The sequence below is a fragment of the Formosa sp. Hel1_33_131 genome (genome assembly GCF_001735745.1).
Lineage (GTDB): Bacteria > Bacteroidota > Bacteroidia > Flavobacteriales > Flavobacteriaceae > Hel1-33-131.
The window spans coordinates 2,129,478-2,149,917 of record NZ_CP017260.1; the positions used below are offsets into that span (position 1 = coordinate 2,129,478).

The 20,440-nt window shown below is 36.0% G+C and carries 21 protein-coding genes; 8 read left to right on the forward strand and 13 right to left on the reverse strand.

Translation table 11 applies throughout. The features are described 5' to 3' along the window. The first annotated feature begins 166 nt into the window (after positions 1–166). Positions 167–856 (forward strand): GNAT family N-acetyltransferase, encoded by a 690-nt coding sequence (locus tag FORMB_RS09790; RefSeq protein WP_231925535.1) that lies wholly within the window; start codon positions 167–169, stop codon positions 854–856. A 336-nt stretch (positions 857–1,192) separates the two neighbouring features. On the opposite strand, the gene FORMB_RS09800 is transcribed toward FORMB_RS09790, so the two are convergent. From FORMB_RS09800 to FORMB_RS09845, 10 genes are all read right to left on the reverse strand, one after another. Next, positions 1,193–1,876: a response regulator transcription factor gene (locus tag FORMB_RS09800; RefSeq protein WP_069677279.1), complete on the reverse strand. Its 684-nt coding sequence runs from the start codon at positions 1,874–1,876 to the stop codon at positions 1,193–1,195. Positions 1,877–1,887: 11 nt separating this feature from the next. Continuing rightward, positions 1,888–3,924 (reverse strand): tetratricopeptide repeat-containing sensor histidine kinase, encoded by a 2,037-nt coding sequence (locus tag FORMB_RS09805; RefSeq protein ID WP_157498136.1) that lies wholly within the window; start codon positions 3,922–3,924, stop codon positions 1,888–1,890. A gap of 82 nt (positions 3,925–4,006) precedes the next feature. Further along, the gene (locus tag FORMB_RS13035; protein ID WP_157498138.1) at positions 4,007–4,168 is read right to left on the reverse strand and encodes a hypothetical protein; all 162 of its coding nucleotides are present in this window, start codon (positions 4,166–4,168) and stop codon (positions 4,007–4,009) included. Between the two features lie 209 nt (positions 4,169–4,377). Beyond that, positions 4,378–5,103, reverse strand: coding sequence for a LytR/AlgR family response regulator transcription factor (locus FORMB_RS09810; protein WP_069677281.1), 726 nt, complete (start codon positions 5,101–5,103; stop codon positions 4,378–4,380). 254 nt (positions 5,104–5,357) lie between these two features. Continuing rightward, positions 5,358–6,191 (reverse strand): sulfurtransferase, encoded by an 834-nt coding sequence (locus FORMB_RS09815; RefSeq protein ID WP_069677282.1) that lies wholly within the window; start codon positions 6,189–6,191, stop codon positions 5,358–5,360. A 98-nt stretch (positions 6,192–6,289) separates the two neighbouring features. After that, a complete protein-coding gene (locus FORMB_RS09820; protein WP_069677283.1) occupies positions 6,290–6,691 on the reverse strand; it encodes a hypothetical protein in 402 nt (133 codons plus the stop codon). 41 nt (positions 6,692–6,732) lie between these two features. Next, positions 6,733–7,581 carry a T9SS type A sorting domain-containing protein gene (locus tag FORMB_RS09825; RefSeq protein WP_069677284.1) on the reverse strand — a complete coding sequence of 283 codons (849 nt, stop codon included), beginning with the start codon at positions 7,579–7,581 and terminating at the stop codon, positions 6,733–6,735. Positions 7,582–7,892: 311 nt separating this feature from the next. Then, the gene (locus tag FORMB_RS09835; RefSeq protein ID WP_069677286.1) at positions 7,893–8,120 is read right to left on the reverse strand and encodes a hypothetical protein; all 228 of its coding nucleotides are present in this window, start codon (positions 8,118–8,120) and stop codon (positions 7,893–7,895) included. Positions 8,121–8,144: 24 nt separating this feature from the next. Further along, positions 8,145–8,501: an RDD family protein gene (locus FORMB_RS09840; RefSeq protein ID WP_069677287.1), complete on the reverse strand. Its 357-nt coding sequence runs from the start codon at positions 8,499–8,501 to the stop codon at positions 8,145–8,147. A gap of 241 nt (positions 8,502–8,742) precedes the next feature. Continuing rightward, entirely contained in the window at positions 8,743–9,765 is a 1,023-nt protein-coding gene (locus FORMB_RS09845) for a glutamine synthetase beta-grasp domain-containing protein (protein ID WP_069677288.1), read from the reverse strand. 253 nt (positions 9,766–10,018) lie between these two features. Between FORMB_RS09845 and FORMB_RS09850 the strand changes: the two genes are divergently transcribed. The 4 genes from FORMB_RS09850 (at position 10,019) to pyrF (ending at position 15,799) form a co-directional block, all read left to right on the forward strand. Further along, on the forward strand, positions 10,019–12,205 hold the full coding sequence (locus FORMB_RS09850; protein WP_069677289.1) for a glutamine synthetase III family protein: 2,187 nt from the start codon (positions 10,019–10,021) through the stop codon (positions 12,203–12,205). Between the two features lie 448 nt (positions 12,206–12,653). Continuing rightward, the gene (locus tag FORMB_RS09855) at positions 12,654–13,832 is read left to right on the forward strand and encodes an AIR synthase related protein (RefSeq protein ID WP_069677290.1); all 1,179 of its coding nucleotides are present in this window, start codon (positions 12,654–12,656) and stop codon (positions 13,830–13,832) included. A 65-nt stretch (positions 13,833–13,897) separates the two neighbouring features. After that, positions 13,898–14,974 (forward strand): peptide chain release factor 1, encoded by a 1,077-nt coding sequence (prfA, locus tag FORMB_RS09860; protein ID WP_069677291.1) that lies wholly within the window; start codon positions 13,898–13,900, stop codon positions 14,972–14,974. Between the two features lie 6 nt (positions 14,975–14,980). Next, positions 14,981–15,799 (forward strand): orotidine-5'-phosphate decarboxylase, encoded by an 819-nt coding sequence (pyrF, locus tag FORMB_RS09865; RefSeq protein ID WP_069677292.1) that lies wholly within the window; start codon positions 14,981–14,983, stop codon positions 15,797–15,799. 12 nt (positions 15,800–15,811) lie between these two features. Here the strand turns inward: pyrF and FORMB_RS09870 are convergent, their stop codons facing one another. After that, positions 15,812–16,204: a hypothetical protein gene (locus tag FORMB_RS09870; protein ID WP_069677293.1), complete on the reverse strand. Its 393-nt coding sequence runs from the start codon at positions 16,202–16,204 to the stop codon at positions 15,812–15,814. Positions 16,205–16,322: 118 nt separating this feature from the next. Here FORMB_RS09870 and FORMB_RS09875 point away from each other — a divergent pair, with 118 nt between their 5' ends. Both FORMB_RS09875 and FORMB_RS09880 read left to right on the forward strand, forming a co-directional pair. Next, entirely contained in the window at positions 16,323–16,763 is a 441-nt protein-coding gene (locus tag FORMB_RS09875) for an Lrp/AsnC family transcriptional regulator (protein WP_069677294.1), read from the forward strand. Positions 16,764–16,804: 41 nt separating this feature from the next. Further along, on the forward strand, positions 16,805–17,416 hold the full coding sequence (locus FORMB_RS09880; protein WP_069677295.1) for a DUF1684 domain-containing protein: 612 nt from the start codon (positions 16,805–16,807) through the stop codon (positions 17,414–17,416). On the opposite strand, the gene crcB is transcribed toward FORMB_RS09880, so the two are convergent. Beyond that, entirely contained in the window at positions 17,413–17,784 is a 372-nt protein-coding gene (gene crcB / locus FORMB_RS09885) for a fluoride efflux transporter CrcB (RefSeq protein ID WP_069677296.1), read from the reverse strand. The two genes, FORMB_RS09880 and crcB, sit on opposite strands and share 4 nt — an antisense overlap. A gap of 254 nt (positions 17,785–18,038) precedes the next feature. Here crcB and FORMB_RS09890 point away from each other — a divergent pair, with 254 nt between their 5' ends. Beyond that, entirely contained in the window at positions 18,039–20,090 is a 2,052-nt protein-coding gene (locus FORMB_RS09890; protein WP_069677297.1) for a dipeptidyl-peptidase 3 family protein, read from the forward strand. Between the two features lie 58 nt (positions 20,091–20,148). Here the strand turns inward: FORMB_RS09890 and FORMB_RS09895 are convergent, their stop codons facing one another. Beyond that, positions 20,149–20,337: a hypothetical protein gene (locus tag FORMB_RS09895; protein WP_069677298.1), complete on the reverse strand. Its 189-nt coding sequence runs from the start codon at positions 20,335–20,337 to the stop codon at positions 20,149–20,151. Between the last annotated feature and the right edge of the window lie 103 nt (positions 20,338–20,440).

Here is a 20,440-nt window from a genome sequence, read left to right on the forward strand (position 1 = left end):
GTGTTTGTAAAATTTAACTGCTAAAGTAGGTAATGAAATAGAACTAGAAGAATCTTTCTCTTTTATTCTATTCTCAATCCCCCAAATACAATCCCCATGTTAGCATTAGTTGTTTTTAAAAAGCTATATATTTGTAGGTCTGCAGTTTTTGCAAGTTTTTATATTTATGATGACGTCTTTAGAGAAAAAATTAAAAAACCCTGTGTGGTTCTCCTTAAAGGAGACTCATAACAAGTTTATTATTGAATATGATGGTGTTCATTTTTACCATCCAGATGTCTGTACATTTGGGGCTTTTACGGATGTTACCAAAACTGCTAAGGCCTTAAATGAATATTCAAAATTATCTAAAAATTTCTTTTTAGTTTCAGAACATGAAACGCCGCTAATAGATAGCAATACCGTATTTCTAGAAAAAAAAATTGATGGCTGCCAGATGGTTTTAGAGAATTTAGTCGCTATTGAAATCACAGAAAACATTGTTCCATTAACAGAACAACACATCGACGAGATTTATGAATTAATATGGTTGGTGATGCCAGGGTATTATCAAAAAAAATCTTTTGATATGGGTAGTTTTTTTGGGATATTTAAGGATCAAAAGCTTGTTTCAATTTCGGGTCAACGTATGCAGTCAGATGATTTTATTGAGGTCAGTGCAGTGGTTACACATCCCGATTATAAAAGAAGAGGGTTTGCAAAACAGCTGGTTGCACATACCACAAAAGAAATTTTAAAACAGCACAAACTTCCTGTTTTGCATACTGATAAAGGAAATACGGCCATACCGCTTTATGAAAAATTAGGTTATAAAATTAGTCGTGATATGAATTGGTGGCTTTATTGTAGCAAATGATTTCATTCCCTATATAAACCCTTTCTCTCTAGCCGAAACTATGAGTTGTCTATCATCTAGTTTTTTCACATTGAACATACTTTTAAGGTTACGTTTTCTTTTTTCTATGCTTGCGATTGAAAGTGGTAATATATTTGGAAGGTCTTTCATTCGTGTGCCAATCGATAGCTCATACAATATTTTACGATCATAATTGTCCAGAATAAAATCATTTACAACTTGATCGCGAAGTAACTTTAACACTGTTTTGCTATAGTAAGGAGGGTCGTTGATTACAATGCGAATGGTTTCTAAAAGCTCAAGAGGTGTAATGTCATTTTTTATTAAAAGCCCTCCCTATATAAACCCTTTCTCTCTAGCCGAAACTATGAGTTGTCTATCATCTAGTTTTTTCACATTGAACATACTTTTAAGGTTACGTTTTCTTTTTTCTATGCTTGCGATTGAAAGTGGTAATATATTTGGAAGGTCTTTCATTCGTGTGCCAATCGATAGCTCATACAATATTTTACGATCATAATTGTCCAGAATAAAATCATTTACAACTTGATCGCGAAGTAACTTTAACACTGTTTTGCTATAGTAAGGAGGGTCGTTGATTACAATGCGAATGGTTTCTAAAAGCTCAAGAGGTGTAATGTCATTTTTTATTAAAAGCCCTTCGGGGTTGATGTTTTTAAGAATATTATGTACACGAAAATTGTCGTTAAATGTGGTAGAAACTATGATTCTTGGATTCGGTAATTGGTCTCTTATGAGCAATCCCAAATCTTCACCTGAGAGAATTTCACCATCCCTTGATGGTGGTAACTTTATATCTAAAAACACTATGTATTTGTGCTCCTCTGATTTCAGAGCCCTCTTTATTAGTAAACGTCCACTGTCACAATCATTCGCTGTTTTAATTGAAAAATCGACGGTCTCATTGTGTTTGCTGTAATAATCTAAAGCCGTGATGTATGCCTCTGTTATCAAGGGATGGTCATCTATGATGAGTACAAAATATTTTTTTGATTTCATATTTATAAGATTTATATAGGAATTTGGATTGTCAGTAGCGTGCCTTTAGTGGGTTCAGATAAAACTGTGAATACCCCCTTTAATTTTTTTATTCTGGATGTCATATTTTTCATGCCGATTCCTTTTCGTTTTTTTTTGCAATCGAAACCAACCCCATCATCTTTAATTTTCATAATTATTTTGCTCTCATCAGTATCAAAGGATATAATTACATTTTTAGCTTGCGCGTGTTTAATGATGTTTTGTAAGGCCTCTTGTAAAATCCGGTATAGGTTTATTTTAATGATTTGGTTGACCTGTATCCAATCAATTGATTCGTCAGGATTGAGCTCAAATTTAAAGTCACCTAGTTTGCTATTTGTTTCTAAGACCTCATTAATAATAATCAAAAAATTAATTTGAGAGTTGTCAAAATTGTCACTTAATTCATGAGACACATCGCGTATTTCTTTTTCGATTGTTTGTAACTCATCTATATATAATTGATGTTGTTTTAATGTTTTTTTATCGCCTTCAATTGCTAAAAACCCAAGGTTCATTCGTGTTCCAAATAATTTACCCAACACACCATCATGCAATTCTTCTGAAATCCGATTGCGCTCTTTTATTTTTTCGTTTTCTAATTTTTCTTGTTGTTTTAAGCTGATTAAGTAAATCTGTTCATTCACTTGTTGTTGTTCATTTTCAAACAACAACAAACTATGTCTTACCTTTTGCCGCCAAATTAAAAATAACAACGCTATTACTAACATAACCACAGAACTTATGATTGAAATCCATACTTTTTGTCCTTCAAGACGTTCGGTTTCTTGGATATATTCATCGGTTTCAAATGCTATTCGGGTAAATTTATTTTGAATTTTTCGCTCTATAATTTGCAAGCTATCGCTGTAATCAATGTGTCTTTTTAAATAGACAGCGGAATTTTTTGGGTCTAAATTTGCTAAAATCGATAAGGACTCCAAATAGTCTCTGCTGTTTCTGATTTCCTCTGCCAATCGATTGGCTTCTTTAGCAACTGCAATAGCTTTCACGCTGTCTTGGGCATAGGTGTAATAACGTACTAAATGTATTTTACTAATGAGAATTCCAGATTTATCATCTAGACTATCTCTAATGTGCAAGGCCTCGTTGAGCTGTTTTGCAATATGAAGGGTGTCTTTCATTAACAGTTTGCAATAGGCTTGGTTGTCCAGGGCGCGGGCATAGGAATCTTTATTGTCTAGCTTTAAACGATCGTTTTCTAAGAGGGTATTAAAATTTTGTAAAGCTCTGGAATACTCTTCTTTTTTCAGATATGTAATGCCTATGTTGTTTAGGCTGGCTTGGAATTGGGTTTGATTATTATCAAATTCCTCTAAATATTCTGAAGCTCTATCATAATAATACAGGGCTTTGTCATATTCGTAAATATCGTTTTGCAATTGCCCTAAATGATCATAGCATGAATACAAAGATTTATAATCTTCTATTTGTTTAAATTTTTTAATCGCCATAAAGGTCAGTACCTCGCTGCCAGAATAATCTTTGAAGCGCCCTTTGATAAATGCCATACCATACTGCATATTTGCCGATTCATAAACATAGCCGCTTTTGTCAAAATATTTATTTGCAGTATCAAAGTGTTGATAGGCACTGTCATAAATAGCTCTATTTGTATAATAGCTTGCGTAATTCCAGTGGGCATCTCCCATGGCAAACGAATCGTTAATTCGGGTGGCGAGAGCCAATGCTTCGTTGGTTCGGTTTTTAAACAATGTGGTGTCGCCCAACTTTAAGTTCTGATAGGCAATCGTCGTTAACTTCCGTGTCTGTACCGTATCAATTTGTGATGCTTTAACAATGTGGTAGGCTTTTATTAAAAATTGTTTTCGCTCTTGTAAAGCATAGGAGTCATTTTTGGATGCACGGATCCAAGTGGCAACACTGTCGTTTTTTGAAGGGGATAAAGGAGAATCTGCTGTCTTAGGCGGATTCCCGCAGAACCGCACCACCAGCACGAAGACAAAGCAAAGAGCAAAAAATAGAGATACGCGTTTTAGGTTCAAAAGAGGGGGCTTTGGTGCAAATTACTAAAAAACCTCTAATAGATCCATCTATTAAAGGCTTTTTTCTATGAAGTTCTATGAATTATCCTTTGCTGCCGTTATGAGTGCTAGTGTTTTCACCACCTGTTGCTTGGATGTCTTCAACAGCATTGGTGTTTTGGTCGTCGTCTAAAGCTTGTGGTGTGCAAGAAGATAAAAAAAGAGTCAGTGCAAATAGAGAGAAAATTACTTTTAAAGTTTTCATAATATAAATTTTAGGGTTAAGTTTTTTTTTGTGCCGTAATTACGGCATGGGTTTTGTAAAATAATTCACAATTAATCGCGTATTAATTGGACTTATAGGACTATCCTGATACAAATATAAAATTATATTTTCGAGTTAAATATATATTTTACAAGGTTTTAGTAACTGTCTTATACTTATTAGGGAAATCTTTATTTTGTATAGGGAAATTACTTTAATGTAAACATGGCACTGTCTGACAGTACTTTATTCATCGTGTTGATGTTGTCTATAAAGGTTTTCGTAAAGGGGATTTTATGTTGATTTTTAATAATGCACATCGATTTTCCAAAATGAACTCTGGAAATGCTGTCTATATTAATAATGTAACTTTTATGTATTCTGTAAAAATTTTCAGGCAGTGATTGCTCAAAAACTTTCAGAGTTTTATAGGAATTGATCACTTTGCCATCGTTCATAAAAAAGTCGGTTGTATTGTTATCGGCTTTTAGATAAAGAATGTTAGAAATGTCTAAGTAATGAAAATCTTTATTTGATTTTAAGCAAAGAGATTCAGCTTTTTTTGTAGGGATCTTTTCAAGAATTGACAAAAGATTCTTTCTAATCGTGTACTCGGTCAATGGTTTTAATAGGTAAAGCGAGAAATTATATTGAAAAGCATCATACGCACTTTCTTTGGTTGTAGCGAGTGCTATAAGTTTGGGCATGTCTTTTACATACTGGGATATTTCATAAAAAAACTCCAGAAAATTAATTTTAACGGATTCAATGTTTATGAAAATAATCTTGGGCTTGATTTCTAAAATCATATTTAAGGCTGTTTCTTGTTCTTCACCCACATAATTAAATGAGGTTTGGTCAAAATCGTTCCCCACGGTTAGTATAAGATCAACCATGCTTTTATCATCTTCAATAACTAAACATTCTATTGCCATAACTTTAACATGCAATTTAATCACTCAAAATGAAATAAGCATTCAATTATGCCTTACAAAAAGTAAGGGAAAACCTTACTTTTTGTAAATCGTTAAAAAGCCTTATTTGTGCTAAAAATAAATGTTGTAATTAACGCCTTTTCTCGAAGAGGTTTCTAATTTTACATAAGCCTTTTTAAGTTCTAATAACATTCCGATTGTATATTTTTAGTTGTTTGAATTAGTCAAAAACACCTTTTTAAAGCAAAAATCAACTACCGCAAAACGTCAGTTTTTAGATTTTGACGCTCTGCCCATTCCGTCCATGAGCCGTCATAAATAGTCCTGCTTTTATTAAATGCAATCACATTGGCGAGCATCACAATACAAGCGGTAAGCCCAGAGCCACAACTAAAAACCAATTCTTTTTGGTCGTCACATTTTCTGTTAAACACTGTTTGTAATTCAGATGCGGTTTTGAATTTCCCATTCGCAAGCACTTCACCATAAGGAATATTAATCGAGTCAGGGATGTGTCCGCTTTTCAAATGTTTTCGAGGTTCATCAGCACTGCCATTAAATCGTCCTTCTGAACGCGCATCCACAATAGTGAATGTTTTTGTGTGTACATTGTCGAATACATCTTGATAGTTTTTGATATATTTAGTTTGAAGTGCCGCTTTAAAATCGCCAAGTTCATGGTGTTTAGGTCTTCTGGTTTCTGTTGAATAACCACTATCAATCCAAGCGGGAAGTCCACCGTCTAACACAGAGATTTCGTGATGCCCCATCAACTTAAATAGCCACCAAACGCGTGGACTCGAATAGATTCCTAAAGAATCAAACACCACAATTTTTGAATTCCGACGGATGCCTAATTTTTGGCATTCAGTCTCAAACTGTGTTTCATTTGGGAGAGTATTGGGAAGTGAACTGTTAGGGTCAGAAAAGTTATTTTTGAGATCAAAGTAGCGCGCTCCTAGAATGGTTTTTAAATGAATGTGTGCAATATTCCCTTCAGCAGTCGTTTGAAGACTCGCATCCAGTACAATTAAATCGGGGTGATTCAAGTTCTGATGCAACCATTCGATGGATACGATTTCGTTCATTTTGGGAATTCAGTTAAAATTCAATTCCGGGTAAATTATGAGTGGTTCTTTTTAAATTTTTGTTATGAGTTAGCAACAAGTTTACTTGATTATCTAGCTTATTCTAGATTTTTCCATGCAGCTAAATCGTCTTTTTTAATTTGCAAAACACCATATAAAACAGCGATACCTATAAGTCCAATAAATGATTGTCCAATGTTCAGTCCAATGCTAACATTAATGAATGACGCAGCAATACTATTTGAAACAAATCCCCAAAACCCAATTTTTTTCCATTTAAATAAAAGGATAGCAAAAATCACATTCCCTATTCCCAGTACAGCTAAAAGAATCAACATTGAACTAGATATTCCATCAGGGTAACTTTGAGCCACCTTATTACCAGCAAAAAGATATACAAGAGATGAAAGTGAAGATCCAATAATGATTAAAATTAACCAAGCAGTTACGCATCCATGTCTTTGTTTTGGATTGTTTTTATTTTCATTTAAATTTTCCATGTTTTATTTTTTAATTTTAGTTGCGTTATTGATACATTACATTATTTAACCACTTGCTTTATAAGAGTGTTTCCGTTTTTTAAACGCATTTTAACTAGGTACATACCATTGCTAAATGTTGAAAAATCAATTTTTGTTGCATTCATTTTTTCTTCCATATTTAGAGTGAGTAGTTCTTGTCCCAATGGATTGATAACCACCACATCAAGTAGATCTAATCCATCTGTTACGATGGTTAAAGCATCGATAACTGGATTTGGAAACAGTTTGGTTCTAGTATTAAATTCTCGGTCGTTTACTCCAAGTATCGATGAATGTTCTACGAGATAATACAATGTATTGGCTTGGTTTAAATCATTCCATTCTCCAGCATTACCATTTGGCCATGCCTCCAAAGAGAGGCCAAGTGCATCTTGGTTATTATTGTAATCGTCAGGTTCAGAAGATCCAGCAGATCCCCAATGATTATAAAGCCCATTTACAGCATTTCCAGAAGTTGTGCCCATCCAAAACTGAGTACTGCTAGCGTCGTTGTTGCCATTCAAAACCCAGTTGCCCTCAGTAGTTATATCATTTCCTCCAATCCAAACATAAGCTTTGCCACCGCCATCTTGTGCAGTTGTACTGCTTAAAGTGATGCTCGTATTTGAATTTAGCGCTGTATAAATGGCACTCTGTTCAGAAGCATTATTAATTTCTGCCAAAACACCACCTCTTTGTACTGCACAACTCGCTGCATCAGCCCAATTTTTAGGTTCTTTAATGACTTCATACGTTTGTCCATTATATACAAATGAGTCCACATTTGAGCTGTTTGCACATTGTCCGGTTGCTAAATAATGTCCCATGACAGAGGAGAGTATTATCATTGCTACTATTTTTGTTTTCATAATATTTGATTTTAAGGTTTATTTTAATGTCATAATTGCATGTTGGTTTCTATACTCAAATAGCTCCCAATAGATCCCACTTTAGGGTTAATAGTTACAGTCAAATAATCGCTTACACAGTTTTTTATTTGTTTTGAAGAATTGGATTTGGGGTCTAAGTCTGCTATAAATGTAGTAAAAAAATAATTACCACAAAAAAAACGCTTGCAATTGCTGCAAGCGTTTTTAAAAATTGAGTTAAAATTCACAAGGCAACTGAGAATCTTTTAAAAGAAACGTTGTGCCCACTTGTCGATGACAAGCTCGTAAATTTAGTTTTTTGGTCTGTAGATCGCACCCGTTGCAAAATCAACGATTGTTCCTGGCCAAAAAAGTAAAAGATCGGCAATTAATGCACCTACTCTAATTTCTCTTTGTTCTTCACCTGCAGCAGGCTTTGTTTTTTGATGTGCCGTTACTTTTCCGCCAAAAACGGTAGCACAACTTGTCATCATTAGTGCAACGAGTCCGATTGCAGCAACATTTTTCATTTTTTTCATTTCAATGTAATTTAATAGTTATGGTTAAAATTGTTTTAATTCTGTTTTGGATACCCGATCATGAATCCCCATGGGTATAAATAAATAGGAGAAGAAATCAATAGGGATTAAGCGACATAGGGTTCTTATAAGGATGCTTGAAAATTTAGGTTTTTCATCCGTGCCACAGTTTACGACTTTTGATTTGGTGATCATTTTACCAACGGTTTGCCCTGTAGTCCACTCCATAATGAAATAATACAGGTAGTACAGTGGGATCATGACATATTTCAAATATTCCTCTGCAACATAGTCCTTTAATAGGGCTGAAAAAATTATTACGACCACAAAAAACAGTGCAGAGTCAATAAGGAAATTGTATAAACGGACGCGTTTTTTCATAACTTTCAAATTATAGTTAGGTACTCATTTAGGTTTTTGAATGTTCAAAACGATCTGTAGCAGAGCTATAGGACTAGGTTTAAACTTATAAAATGAGGACTACTGATTAACTGTAATTCATAAAGAATGACAGTTAGTTAAATTGGTTATAATATTTCATAAATATAATAAAAAAATCAATCAAAAAAAAAACGCTTGCAAATTATGCAAGCGTTTTATAAGTAAGTAAAAGAAGGAGTGATTAAATCTTAGCAGACTTTACCGTTTTAATGATACGTCCTGCAATCTTATAAGGATCTCCATTTGAAGCCGGTCTTCTGTCTTCTAACCAGCCTTTCCAGCCTTTTTCAACAGCAATAATTGGAATACGAATTGAAGCGCCTCTATCTGAAACTCCCCAAGAGAAATCGGTGATTGCAGCCGTTTCGTGTAAACCAGTTAAACGTTGGTCGTTAAACTCACCATAAACTTCGATATGTTCTTTTACAACAGGTCTAAATGCTTCACAAATTTTAGCATATACCTCTTTATCTCCACAAGTTCTTAAAATTGTATTTGAGAAGTTTGCATGCATTCCGGAACCATTCCAATCCATGTCTTTTCCTAATGGTTTTGGATGGTAATCAATATAGTAACCATACTTTTCTGTTAAACGATCTAGTAAGTAACGAGCAATCCAAATTTCATCACCCGCTTGTTTAGCTCCTTTAGCAAACAATTGGAATTCCCATTGTCCGGATGCTACTTCTTGATTTATTCCTTCAAAATTTAAGCCAGCATCAATACATAAATCAGCATGTTCTTCGACTAAATTTCTTCCGTGTGTATGTAATCCACCAACTGAACAATAGTACATTCCTTGTGGTGCAGGGTAGCCTCCAATTGGGAATCCTAATGGCAATTGTGTTTTTGTATCCATGATAAAATACTCTTGCTCAAAACCAAACCAGAAATCATTGTCTTCATCCTCAATAGTAGCTCTGCCGTTAGAAACGTGAGGCGTACCATCTGCATTCAAAACTTCAGTCATGACCAAAAAACCATTAATTCTTGCAGGATCTGGATAGATTGCAACCGGTTTTAACAAACAATCAGAAGCACCACCAGAGGCTTGCCTTGTTGATGAACCATCAAAAGACCAATTCTCTAATTCCTCTATAGTTCCCTGAAAGTTTTCATGTTCTTCAACTTTAGTTTTACTTCTCATATTCTGAGTTGGATAATATCCATCTAACCAAATATATTCTAATTTAATTTTTGCCATAATTTTTTAAATGTTTAAAATAATCACAACAAATATAAAACTAATGATAGTTACTCTATTTTTTTAAGGGTAGATTTTATTAACACTTATATATTTTTATTGAATACCCTATATTTTTAAGGGTTTCATTATATTTTTCATATTTTAAGACTAGATAAATTTTATATTTGTTAATAAATATTTTGCCGAACGCTTATTTCTGCCGCTAATATTTTATTTTTGTACTAAGATTTTCACTTAAAACCAGTTACTTATGTCAACACTTAGATTTCATGCTCTCAAACAGTCTTTAGACCGCCCCCCAACCTTAGTTGCTAAAGAAGCCAAACAATCCGAAATTTTCGGAGCCAATGTTTTTGGATTTAAAACCATGCGTCAATTTTTGACCAAAGAAGCGCTGAACAGTCTTATGTTGGCAATTAATAAAGGAGATAAAATCAACCGTCCCATCGCCGATCAGATTGCCTCTTCTATGAAAGATTGGGCCATGGCCAAAGGCGTCACACATTATACACACTGGTTTCAACCTTTGACAGGAGCTACTGCCGAAAAACACGATGCCTTTTTTGAAACCCTAGGCAATGGCGAATCCCTTGAGCGTTTTGAAGGAAATCAACTCGTTCAACAAGAACCAGACGCATCTTCCTTTCCTAATGGAGGCATTCGAAATACGTTTGAAGCCCGTGGTTATACCGCTTGGGACCCAACCTCTCCAGCCTTTATTTTTGGAACCACACTTTGTATTCCGACTGTTTTTGTAGCGTACACAGGAGAAGCTTTGGATTATAAAACACCTTTATTACGCGCACTGAATGCCGTCGATCATGCAGCGACTGACGTCGCTCGTTATTTTGATAAAACGGTCAAAAAAGTAACTGCCTCTTTAGGATGGGAACAAGAATATTTTTTGATTGATAAAGCTTTAGTGGCCTCTCGTCCAGATATAGAAATGACGGGGCGTACACTTTTAGGACATAGCTCTGCAAAAGATCAACAACTGGATGACCATTATTTTGGAACCATCCCAGCACGTGCCTTAAACTTTATGCGTGACTTAGAAACAGAATCTATGTTGCTAGGTATTCCCGTAAAAACACGCCATAATGAAGTTGCACCCAACCAATTTGAGTTGGCACCCATTTATGAAGAAGCTAACTTAGCAGTTGACCACAACTCACTAGTCATGGACGTCATGCAAAAAGTTGCCGACCGTCATCATTTTAAAGTCCTATTTCATGAAAAGCCATTTGCTGGTGTCAATGGATCTGGGAAACATAACAACTGGAGTTTAAGCACCGATACAGGAATTAATTTATTAGCCCCTGGAAAAACGCCGATGAGCAATTTGCAGTTTCTTACATTTTTTGTCAATACCATTAAAGCGGTTCACGACAATGAAGAATTGCTTCGCGCATCGATTGCTTCAGCCACCAACGACCACCGTCTTGGAGCCAATGAAGCACCGCCAGCAATTATGTCTGTATTTATAGGAGCCCAACTTTCTAAAGTACTTCATGAATTGGAAGGAGTCACCAAAGGAAAATTATCTCCAGAAGAAAAAACAGATTTAAAACTGAATGTAGTTGGAAAAATCCCTGAGATTTTATTAGATAATACCGATCGGAATCGAACCTCTTCATTTGCGTTTACTGGTAATAAATTCGAATTTCGTGCCGTAGGTTCCACCGCTAATTGCGCCAATCCGATGACCGTTTTAAATTCGATTGTGGCACGTCAACTCATTGATTTTAAATCCGAAGCAGATGCGCTCATTGCAACAAAAGGATTGAAAAAAGATGAAGCCATATTTAATGTTTTAAGAGAATACATTAAAACCTCTCGAAATATTCTTTTTGAAGGAAATGGGTATGGCGATGACTGGCAAGCTGAAGCCGAAAAAAGAGGTTTGAGTAATAATAAAAATACGCCAGAGGCACTTAAAATCAAAATTGATCCTAAAACCATCGCACTTTATGAAGGCTTAAATGTCATGAATAAGGTCGAGATCGAAGCACGTTACGAGATAGAAATTGAAGAATACGTACATATTATTCAAATCGAAGGGCGAACCTTAGGAGATATAGCCCGAAATCATGTGATTCCAACAGCGGTTAAATATCAAAATATTCTGATTGATAATGTCAAAGGACTAAAAGATATTTTCGGTAAAGACTTTAAGAAATATGCCAGCGAACAGTTGGTGTTAATTGCAGATATATCCCAACGAATCGAAGCGATTAACTCGGGTGTAACCACCATGACCAACGCGCGTAAAAAAGCCAATACTGTTAAAGATACGACCAAAAAAGCAGCGATTTATTGTAACCAAGTGAAGCCACTGTTTGATGATATTCGATACCATTGTGACAAGTTAGAACTCTTGATCGATGACGAATTATGGCCGTTAGCCAAGTACCGTGAATTGCTTTTTACGAAGTAAGACAAATGAGTATTAAGTAGGGAGTACAAAGTATTGAGAAAAAAGAGAAGAGAGTATAGAAAAATGAGTATTAAGTATAAAGTAACAAAGTATTAAGAATTAAAACGAAAGCTAAGTGTTCTCAGTATTGGGTCTCAAGGGGCTTAAGCCCCTTGTTATGCGTGTAGTCTTCTTTGTGTTTTACATTGTTAAAGCGCGGCAATCTGTTTTATGAGAACAGACTATTTCGAATATCTAACATCACACTGAGCCTGTCGAAGTTAGGCGCAGTCGAAGTGCAGAAAACTAAAAAAAAATTATGAGCAAAGAATTAAGTTACTACTCATATTGCATCCTGCATCTTGACTCTTTTTTCTTTCCTCTCTATTCTATTCTCTTTACTCTATTTTCTTTTCTCTTTAGCCTTTTTCTTAAATACTTTCTTATTTTTGCATAACAAATAATTTTTATGGGCAACGAGATAAGTAAACGCTATGCACAACGAGGGGTTTCGGCATCCAAAGAAGATGTACATAACGCGATTAAAAATATAGACAAAGGATTGTTCCCACAAGCCTTTTGTAAAATTGTGCCCGATCATTTAACAAACGACGAAGATTATTGTCTCATTATGCACGCCGATGGTGCGGGGACCAAAAGTTCTTTAGCCTATATGTATTGGAAAGAAACCGGTGATATTTCGGTTTGGAAAGGCATCGCTCAAGATGCGCTCATTATGAATATCGATGATTTGTTATGTGTCGGTGCTACCGATCATATCATGCTATCTTCCACTATAGGACGTAATAAAAATGTCATTCCAGGCGGGGTGCTTTCAGCCATTATCAATGGTACTGAAGAACTCATAGAAGACCTTAAGGGGTTTGGAGTGACCATTCACGCTACTGGTGGTGAAACAGCAGATGTTGGAGATTTGGTCAGAACTATCATTGTCGATTCCACAGTGACTGCCAGAATGCCCCGAAACAAAGTTATTGACAATGCGAATATACAGCCCGGCGATGTGATTGTTGGTCTGGCTTCTTTTGGTCAAGCAACCTATGAAACAACCTATAATGGAGGCATGGGAAGTAATGGATTGACTTCTGCAAGGCATGATGTATTTGGACACTATTTAGCAGACAAATATCCCGAAAGTTATGATGCGGCGGTTCCTAAAGAATTGGTGTATTCTGGACAGGTAAAGTTAACCGATGCCGTTGAAGATTCTCCTATTGATGCAGGGAAGTTAGTATTGTCGCCAACACGAACCTATGCACCGATTATCAAAACAATTTTAGAGCGTTATACTTCCGATTCAATTCACGGAATGGTGCATTGTAGTGGAGGAGCTCAAACTAAAATTCTTCATTTTGTAGAAGACTTACATATTATTAAAGACAATATGTTTGCAGTGCCACCACTGTTTAAGCTGATACAAGAACAATCCAATACCGATTGGAAAGAAATGTATCAAGTATTTAATTGTGGCCACCGCATGGAACTCTATGTACAACCTGACATTGCAGATGCCATTATAGCCATCTCAAAATCATACAATGTGGACGCTCAAATAATAGGTCGTGTTGAAGCTGCAGACACCAAAAAACTGACCATTCAAAGTGCGTTTGGGACGTTTGAGTATTAGGGACGCAATTCAACCCCTCTGAATCCATAAAAAACAGTACTTTTGCAACATAATTCTCCAAGTAGATGTTAGAAAAAATACAAATAGTTAAGCAACGTTTCGATGAAATAAATGATTTGATCATCCAGCCGGATATTATATCGGATCAGAAACGCTATGTGCAGCTAAATAAAGAATACAAAGATTTAAAAAAGATGGTTGACAAAGGTCTTGTTTATGAGGCCTTAATGTCTAATGTCGAAGAAGCTCAAGAAATCATATCGGATGGGAGTGATGCTGAAATGGTTGAAATGGCCAAGATGCAAATGGAAGAAGCCAAGGCTCAAATTCCTGCCCTTGAAGAAGAAATGAGAGTGCTTTTAATTCCAAAAGATCCAGATGACGCTAAAAATGTAGTGATGGAAATTCGTGCTGGAGCCGGTGGAGATGAAGCCAGTATTTTTGCTGGAGACCTGCATCGTATGTACACAAAATATTGTGAGTCTAAAGGTTGGAGAGTTGATATTGTAGATTTTAACCACGGAACATCCGGCGGTTTTAAAGAAGTTATTTTTGAAGTCAGCGGTGAAGATGTATATGGCACTCTAAAATTTGAAGCAGGCGTACACCGTGTGCAACGTGTACCACAAACAGAAACCCAAGGACGTGTGCATACAAGTGCAGCCTCCGTGATTGTATTGCCAGAAGCAGAAGAATTTGATGTACAACTCGACATGACAGAAGTCAGAATTGAGCGTACCACTTCTACAGGGCCTGGGGGTCAGTCGGTTAATACCACCTATTCAGCGATCAAATTACACCACGAACCAACGGGTATGATTGTAAGTTGTCAAGATCAAAAATCATCTCATAAAAATTTAGAAAAAGCACTGAAAGTATTAAGGTCTCGTTTGTATGAAATGGAATTGGCTAAAAAACAAGCCGCAGATTCTGAGAAACGAATGAGCATGGTATCTTCAGGGGATCGAAGTGCCAAAATTAGAACTTACAACTATCCGCAAGGACGCGTTACTGAACACCGTATTGGATTGACATTGTATGATTTGTCAAACATTATTAACGGCGATATCCAGAAAATCATCAGTGAACTCATGATGGCAGAAAACACCGAAAAACTCAAAGCAGATACTGGCGCAATCTAATTGTATATGACGACTCAAACACTTGTTTCTGAAATCAAAAAAAAGCAATCCTTTCTTTGTATCGGGTTGGACGTCGATTTGTCTAAAATACCAACTCATTTATTAGAATTAGAAGACCCTATTTTTGAGTTTAATAAAGCAATTATAGATGCTACCCATCAGTTGTGTGTGGCTTATAAACCGAATACGGCGTTTTATGAAGCCTATGGCTTAAAAGGTTGGAAGTCGCTTCAAAAAACAATTACCTATCTGAATACGAATTACCCTGAGATTTTTACAATTGCCGACGCCAAACGCGGCGATATTGGAAATACTAGCAGCATGTACGCCAAGGCCTTTTTTGAAGATTTAGCGTTTGACAGTGTCACAGTTGCACCTTATATGGGCAAAGATTCGATTGAACCTTTTTTAGAATTTCAAGATAAGCATACCATTATGCTGGCCTTAACATCCAATGCCGGTGCTTATGATTTTCAAACGCTTACAACAGATGGGAAACCGCTTTATCAATCCGTACTAGAAACCTCAAAAGGGTGGAAGAACTCCAAAAACTTAATGTATGTAGTGGGTGCGACCAAAGCATCTTATTTTGCTGAAATCAGAAAGATAGTCCCCAATAGTTTTTTATTAGTACCAGGCGTTGGTGCGCAAGGCGGTAGTTTGGCTGAGGTCTGCAAATACGGAATGAATTCTGATATTGGACTTTTAGTAAATTCTTCCAGAGGGATTATTTATGCGTGTTCGGATCGTGACTTTGCGACACAAGCAGCTCAAAAAGCGAAAACCCTACAATTGGAAATGGCAGCCTTAATGCCTGAAAATTAAACACAAACTTTCTTAAATAGTCAGCATCCAAGTTTTCTGAAGTTTCTTGAATTTTTTTAATTCTCTATTGAGAATGGACATAAACTCACGCCCATCACTATTGCATTTTTCCAAACGACGGCAGTTGACAAACAATCCGTTGGTGAGCCATTTTAAGGTTTCGGCATGCTTATGTTTCTGTTCTGAAAACGGCTCTTGTGCGGCTTTCATAATCTCAGGGGCTAATGAATCTGATTGACGAATGATATCGCCTGAAAAATAGATGTTGGTATCTTCGCGTCCGTTGGATTTCAAAACTGAAAGATCGGCTCTCAAATAATCTGAGATTACTTTAGAAAGAGATCCTATTTCCACTGCTTTTTTATAAAAAGCTGTATTCAATTCTGAAGAACTTTGAAACGTCATAATTAAAATAATAATTACCTCAAAATTAGAGCAAAAAAGAGGAGTCTATATTTAATATTTAAAGTAATATGTGTTTATTTATTTAATTTTTAATATTTTTATCAGAAATACTTTAAATATGAAGTTAGATGCTTTACATTCCAAAATTTTAGAACAACTGCAATGCAATGCACGCGTTTCTAATACATCCATCGCCAACCAAGTTGGAATAACGTCCCCTGCGGTTACAGAACGTATCAAAAAATTGGAAGATGCAGGTATTATAGATGGCTATTATGCCAAAGTCTCTCATTTTGAGTTAGGCTATGATTTCAGAGCCCTGATTACTGTCCGGGCATTTATGGGACGACTTCAACCCTTTTTACACAAAGTGAAAACCTTGGACGAAGTCATTAACTGTTACCGCATTACTGGAAATGAAAACATTGTGATGGAAGTGGTGCTTCAAAATCAACGTCACCTCGAAAAACTGATTGACCAACTGATTACATACGGAGAAACCAAAACTCAAATTATTCTCTCAAATGTGGTGTCAAATCGTCCCATATTAAAAAAGTAATTGTATTTTTATACATAAACAAACAATAAAAACACACCCAGATGAAAACAAAATCTATTTTTTTCAGTGCAGTAGCACTCTTAATTTTTGTAGGTTGTCAATCTCAAAAACGACCTTTAAAAGCACAGTCGGAATTTCAAACACAACAAAACAGCTTTTTTAAAGACGCCTCTAAATCGCCCTTAAAATCCAAAGATTTAAAAGCGTTTGAAGGGCTTGTGTTTTTCCCAATTGATTCTCTGTTTGTTGTAGAAGCGCAGTTGAAGCGCACGCCAAACACGCCTTTTTTTGATATGAAAACTACCACTAAGCGAGTGACCAAAGAACGCATTTTTGGAATTTTGTCGTTCACTATTAATAAGGAGTCTTATAAATTAAATGTATATCAAGGCGCACCAGACCCAGATGATGAAGCTGATTCAGACTATTTGTTTCTTCCTTTTTTGGATGACACAAACGGAACGGAAACCTATGGTGGTGGGCGCTATATTGATTTGACTATTCCTGAAGGAAACCAGTTGACAATTGATTTTAATAAATCTTACAATCCCTACTGTGCGTACAATGAAAAATACTCTTGCCCAATTGTGCCGAGAGAAAATTACCTTCCTCTAAAAATGAATGCAGGTGTCAAACGCTTTAAAGATCATTAAAAACTTTTGGAGATAAAAAGTCCTATAAATACGGCTGCAAGTCCAAGTCCAATAGAACCCAAGGTATAGATGAAAAAGCTGGTAAAATCACCTTCTTTTAGAAACACTTGATTTTCATACGCAAAGGCTGAAAAGGTGGTGAAACCACCACAAAATCCGGTGATTAAAAGCAAGGTTTGATTCTCGGAGAGACTGCTGTTTTTTAAGGCAACCCCCATCAAGATTCCGATGAGCAGACTGCCTAACAAGTTTACAGAAAAAGTACCCCAAGGAAACCCTGAAGCGGAAGTCTTTAAAAATTTTCCGACCAGATATCGCAGTGCACTTCCAACGCCACCGCCTATAAAGACTAATAAAACTTGCTTCATGTGTTTTTATTTATTGTTTTTTAAGGTCACACTTCGACTGCGCTCAGTGCAAGTATGTTATATCCATCTGATTATTTCCCTGGGTATCAATATTAAGTGATGGATGGTTCATTTATTTATACTTTCCGCTAAATTAAAAATAGATTTCTTAGTAACAACCAAAAATGATTTTTATTAGTTAATGAAAATACATTATATTCGTGGATATTTGAATTATCTCTCAAACAAACTATTAAACTTAAAATTAAAATCAAATGAAACTATTATCTAAAATCGCATTGTGCTCGATTGTATTAGCTCAATTTTTTTGGTCTTGCAAAACTGAGAACAACTCAGAAGTTATGGATTCCAACTTCATCACAGTAAGTGCTGAAGAAAATTTTCCTGTCATGGTCGAGCAATTTGCAGACCTAAAAGTATTACGTTATCAAATCCCAGGGTGGGAAAATTTAACATTGAAAGAACAAAAACTTGTTTACTATTTAACCAAAGCAGGTTTGTCAGGTCGTGACATTATGTGGGATCAAAATTACCGACATAATTTAACCATTCGTACCGCCCTCGAAAGTGTTTATACTAATTTTAAGGGGGATAAAACCACAGCAGATTGGATGGCTTTTGAAGTTTATATGAAACGTGTTTGGTTCAGTAACGGAATTCATCACCATTATAGCAATGCAAAAATGAAACCTGATTTTTCTTCGGAATATCTAACCTCTATTTTAGCCGAATCAAATACGGTTTTAAAAGGCGAAGCTTTTGAAGTGATTTTTAATGATGTAGATGCTAAGAAAGTAAATCAAGCCAAAGGGGTAGACAACGTAGCAGCTTCTGCTGTTAACTTCTACGGACCTGGTGTGACAAACGCAGATGTAGAATCGTTTTATTCTAAAATAAAATCTCCAAATCCTAAAAAGCCTTTATCTCATGGTTTAAATTCACAGCTTGTAAAAGTCAATGGTGAGTTACAAGAACGTGTGTATAAATCTGGTGGATTGTATGGTGCAGCAATTGATGAAATTGTCAAGTGGTTAGAATTGGCCAAAGGGGTTGCAGAGAATCAAGCACAAGGCGATGCTTTAGGGTTGCTCATAAAATATTACAATACAGGCGATTTACAAACATGGGACGATTATAATGTGGCATGGACTGCCGCAACGGAAGGTAATATTGATTATATCAATAGTTTCATCGAAGTTTATAACGATCCTTTAGGGTACAGAGGTTCTTACGAAACAATTGTTCAAATTAAAGATTTCGACATGTCTGCAAAAATGGAAGTCTTGTCTAAAAACGCACAATGGTTTGAGGACAACTCACCGTTATTTCCAGAACATAAAAAGGAAAATGTTGTAGGCGTGAGCTATAAAACGGTCAATGTTGCAGGAGAAGCAGGAGATGCTTCGCCAACGACTCCGATTGGGGTGAACCTTCCAAATGCGAACTGGATTCGTGCTGAGGTTGGAAGTAAGTCCGTTTCTTTAGGAAACATCACAAATGCGTATAACAATTCTGGAAGTTCTGGAAGACTTAAAGAATTTGTACATGACGATGAAGAATATGAGCTAGAGAAAAAATACGGTCAACTAGGCGATAAGCTACACACGGCACTTCACGAAGTTGTGGGGCATGCATCGGGACAATTAAACCCAGGTGTTGGTGAAACCAAAGAAACCTTAAAAAACTATGCGTCCACATTAGAAGAAGGACGTGCTGATTTAGTAGGTCTTTATTACTTATACAATCCAAAACTACAAGAGTTAGGGTTGGTTGAGGATTGGAAAGCTGTTGGAATGGCGGCTTTTGATGGCTATATCAGAAATGGTTTAATGACTCAATTGATTCGTTTAAACTTAGGAGATGATGTAGAAGAAGCGCACATGAGAAACCGTCAGTGGGTGAGTGCTTGGGCGTATGAAAAAGGACTTAAGGACAATGTGATTGAAAAAGTAACCCGTGATGGGAAGACGTATTTCAATATCAATGATTATGAAAAACTACACGATTTATTCGGTCAGTTATTGCGTGAAACTCAGCGTATCAAATCTGAAGGTGATTTTGCAGCAGTGCAAGACTTAGTAGAAGGGTATGGCGTGAAAGTGAACCAAGTGATCCATGCAGAAGTTTTAGAGCGTAACAAACAATTTAAATCCGCAGCCTATGGTGGTTTTGTGAATCCAGTGTTGGTGCCACAAACAGATGCCGAGGGTGTGATTACTTCAATTGAGGTAAAGTATGTAGAGAGTTTTGTAGGTCAGATGTTGTATTACTCTGAGAACTACGGCTTTTTGCCAGAAGTCAACTAAGGAGATTTAGTTCAATACTATTGAAAAGTCACTTATCTTAAAAGGTAAGTGGCTTTTTTTAGTAGCCTAAAATAAATTTGATAGCAGCAATGCCTGTAATAAAACCAAGAAAAGCCAACAAAACCCATAAACTTCCTTTGTAATATTTTTGATGAAGGTTAAAATCTTTGCGGTAAGCATAGATGATAACACCCATAAAAACAATTGCAAATAGGATTCCGAAAGTAAGTTGTCCTTGACTGAACATAATTGTGTATTTTTAGGCTTATAAATTCAGTCAAATTTATAAAAAATTATAAGAATCACAGCATGTTTGATCCCTCTTCTTTGAGGCGTTAAAATGTATAACA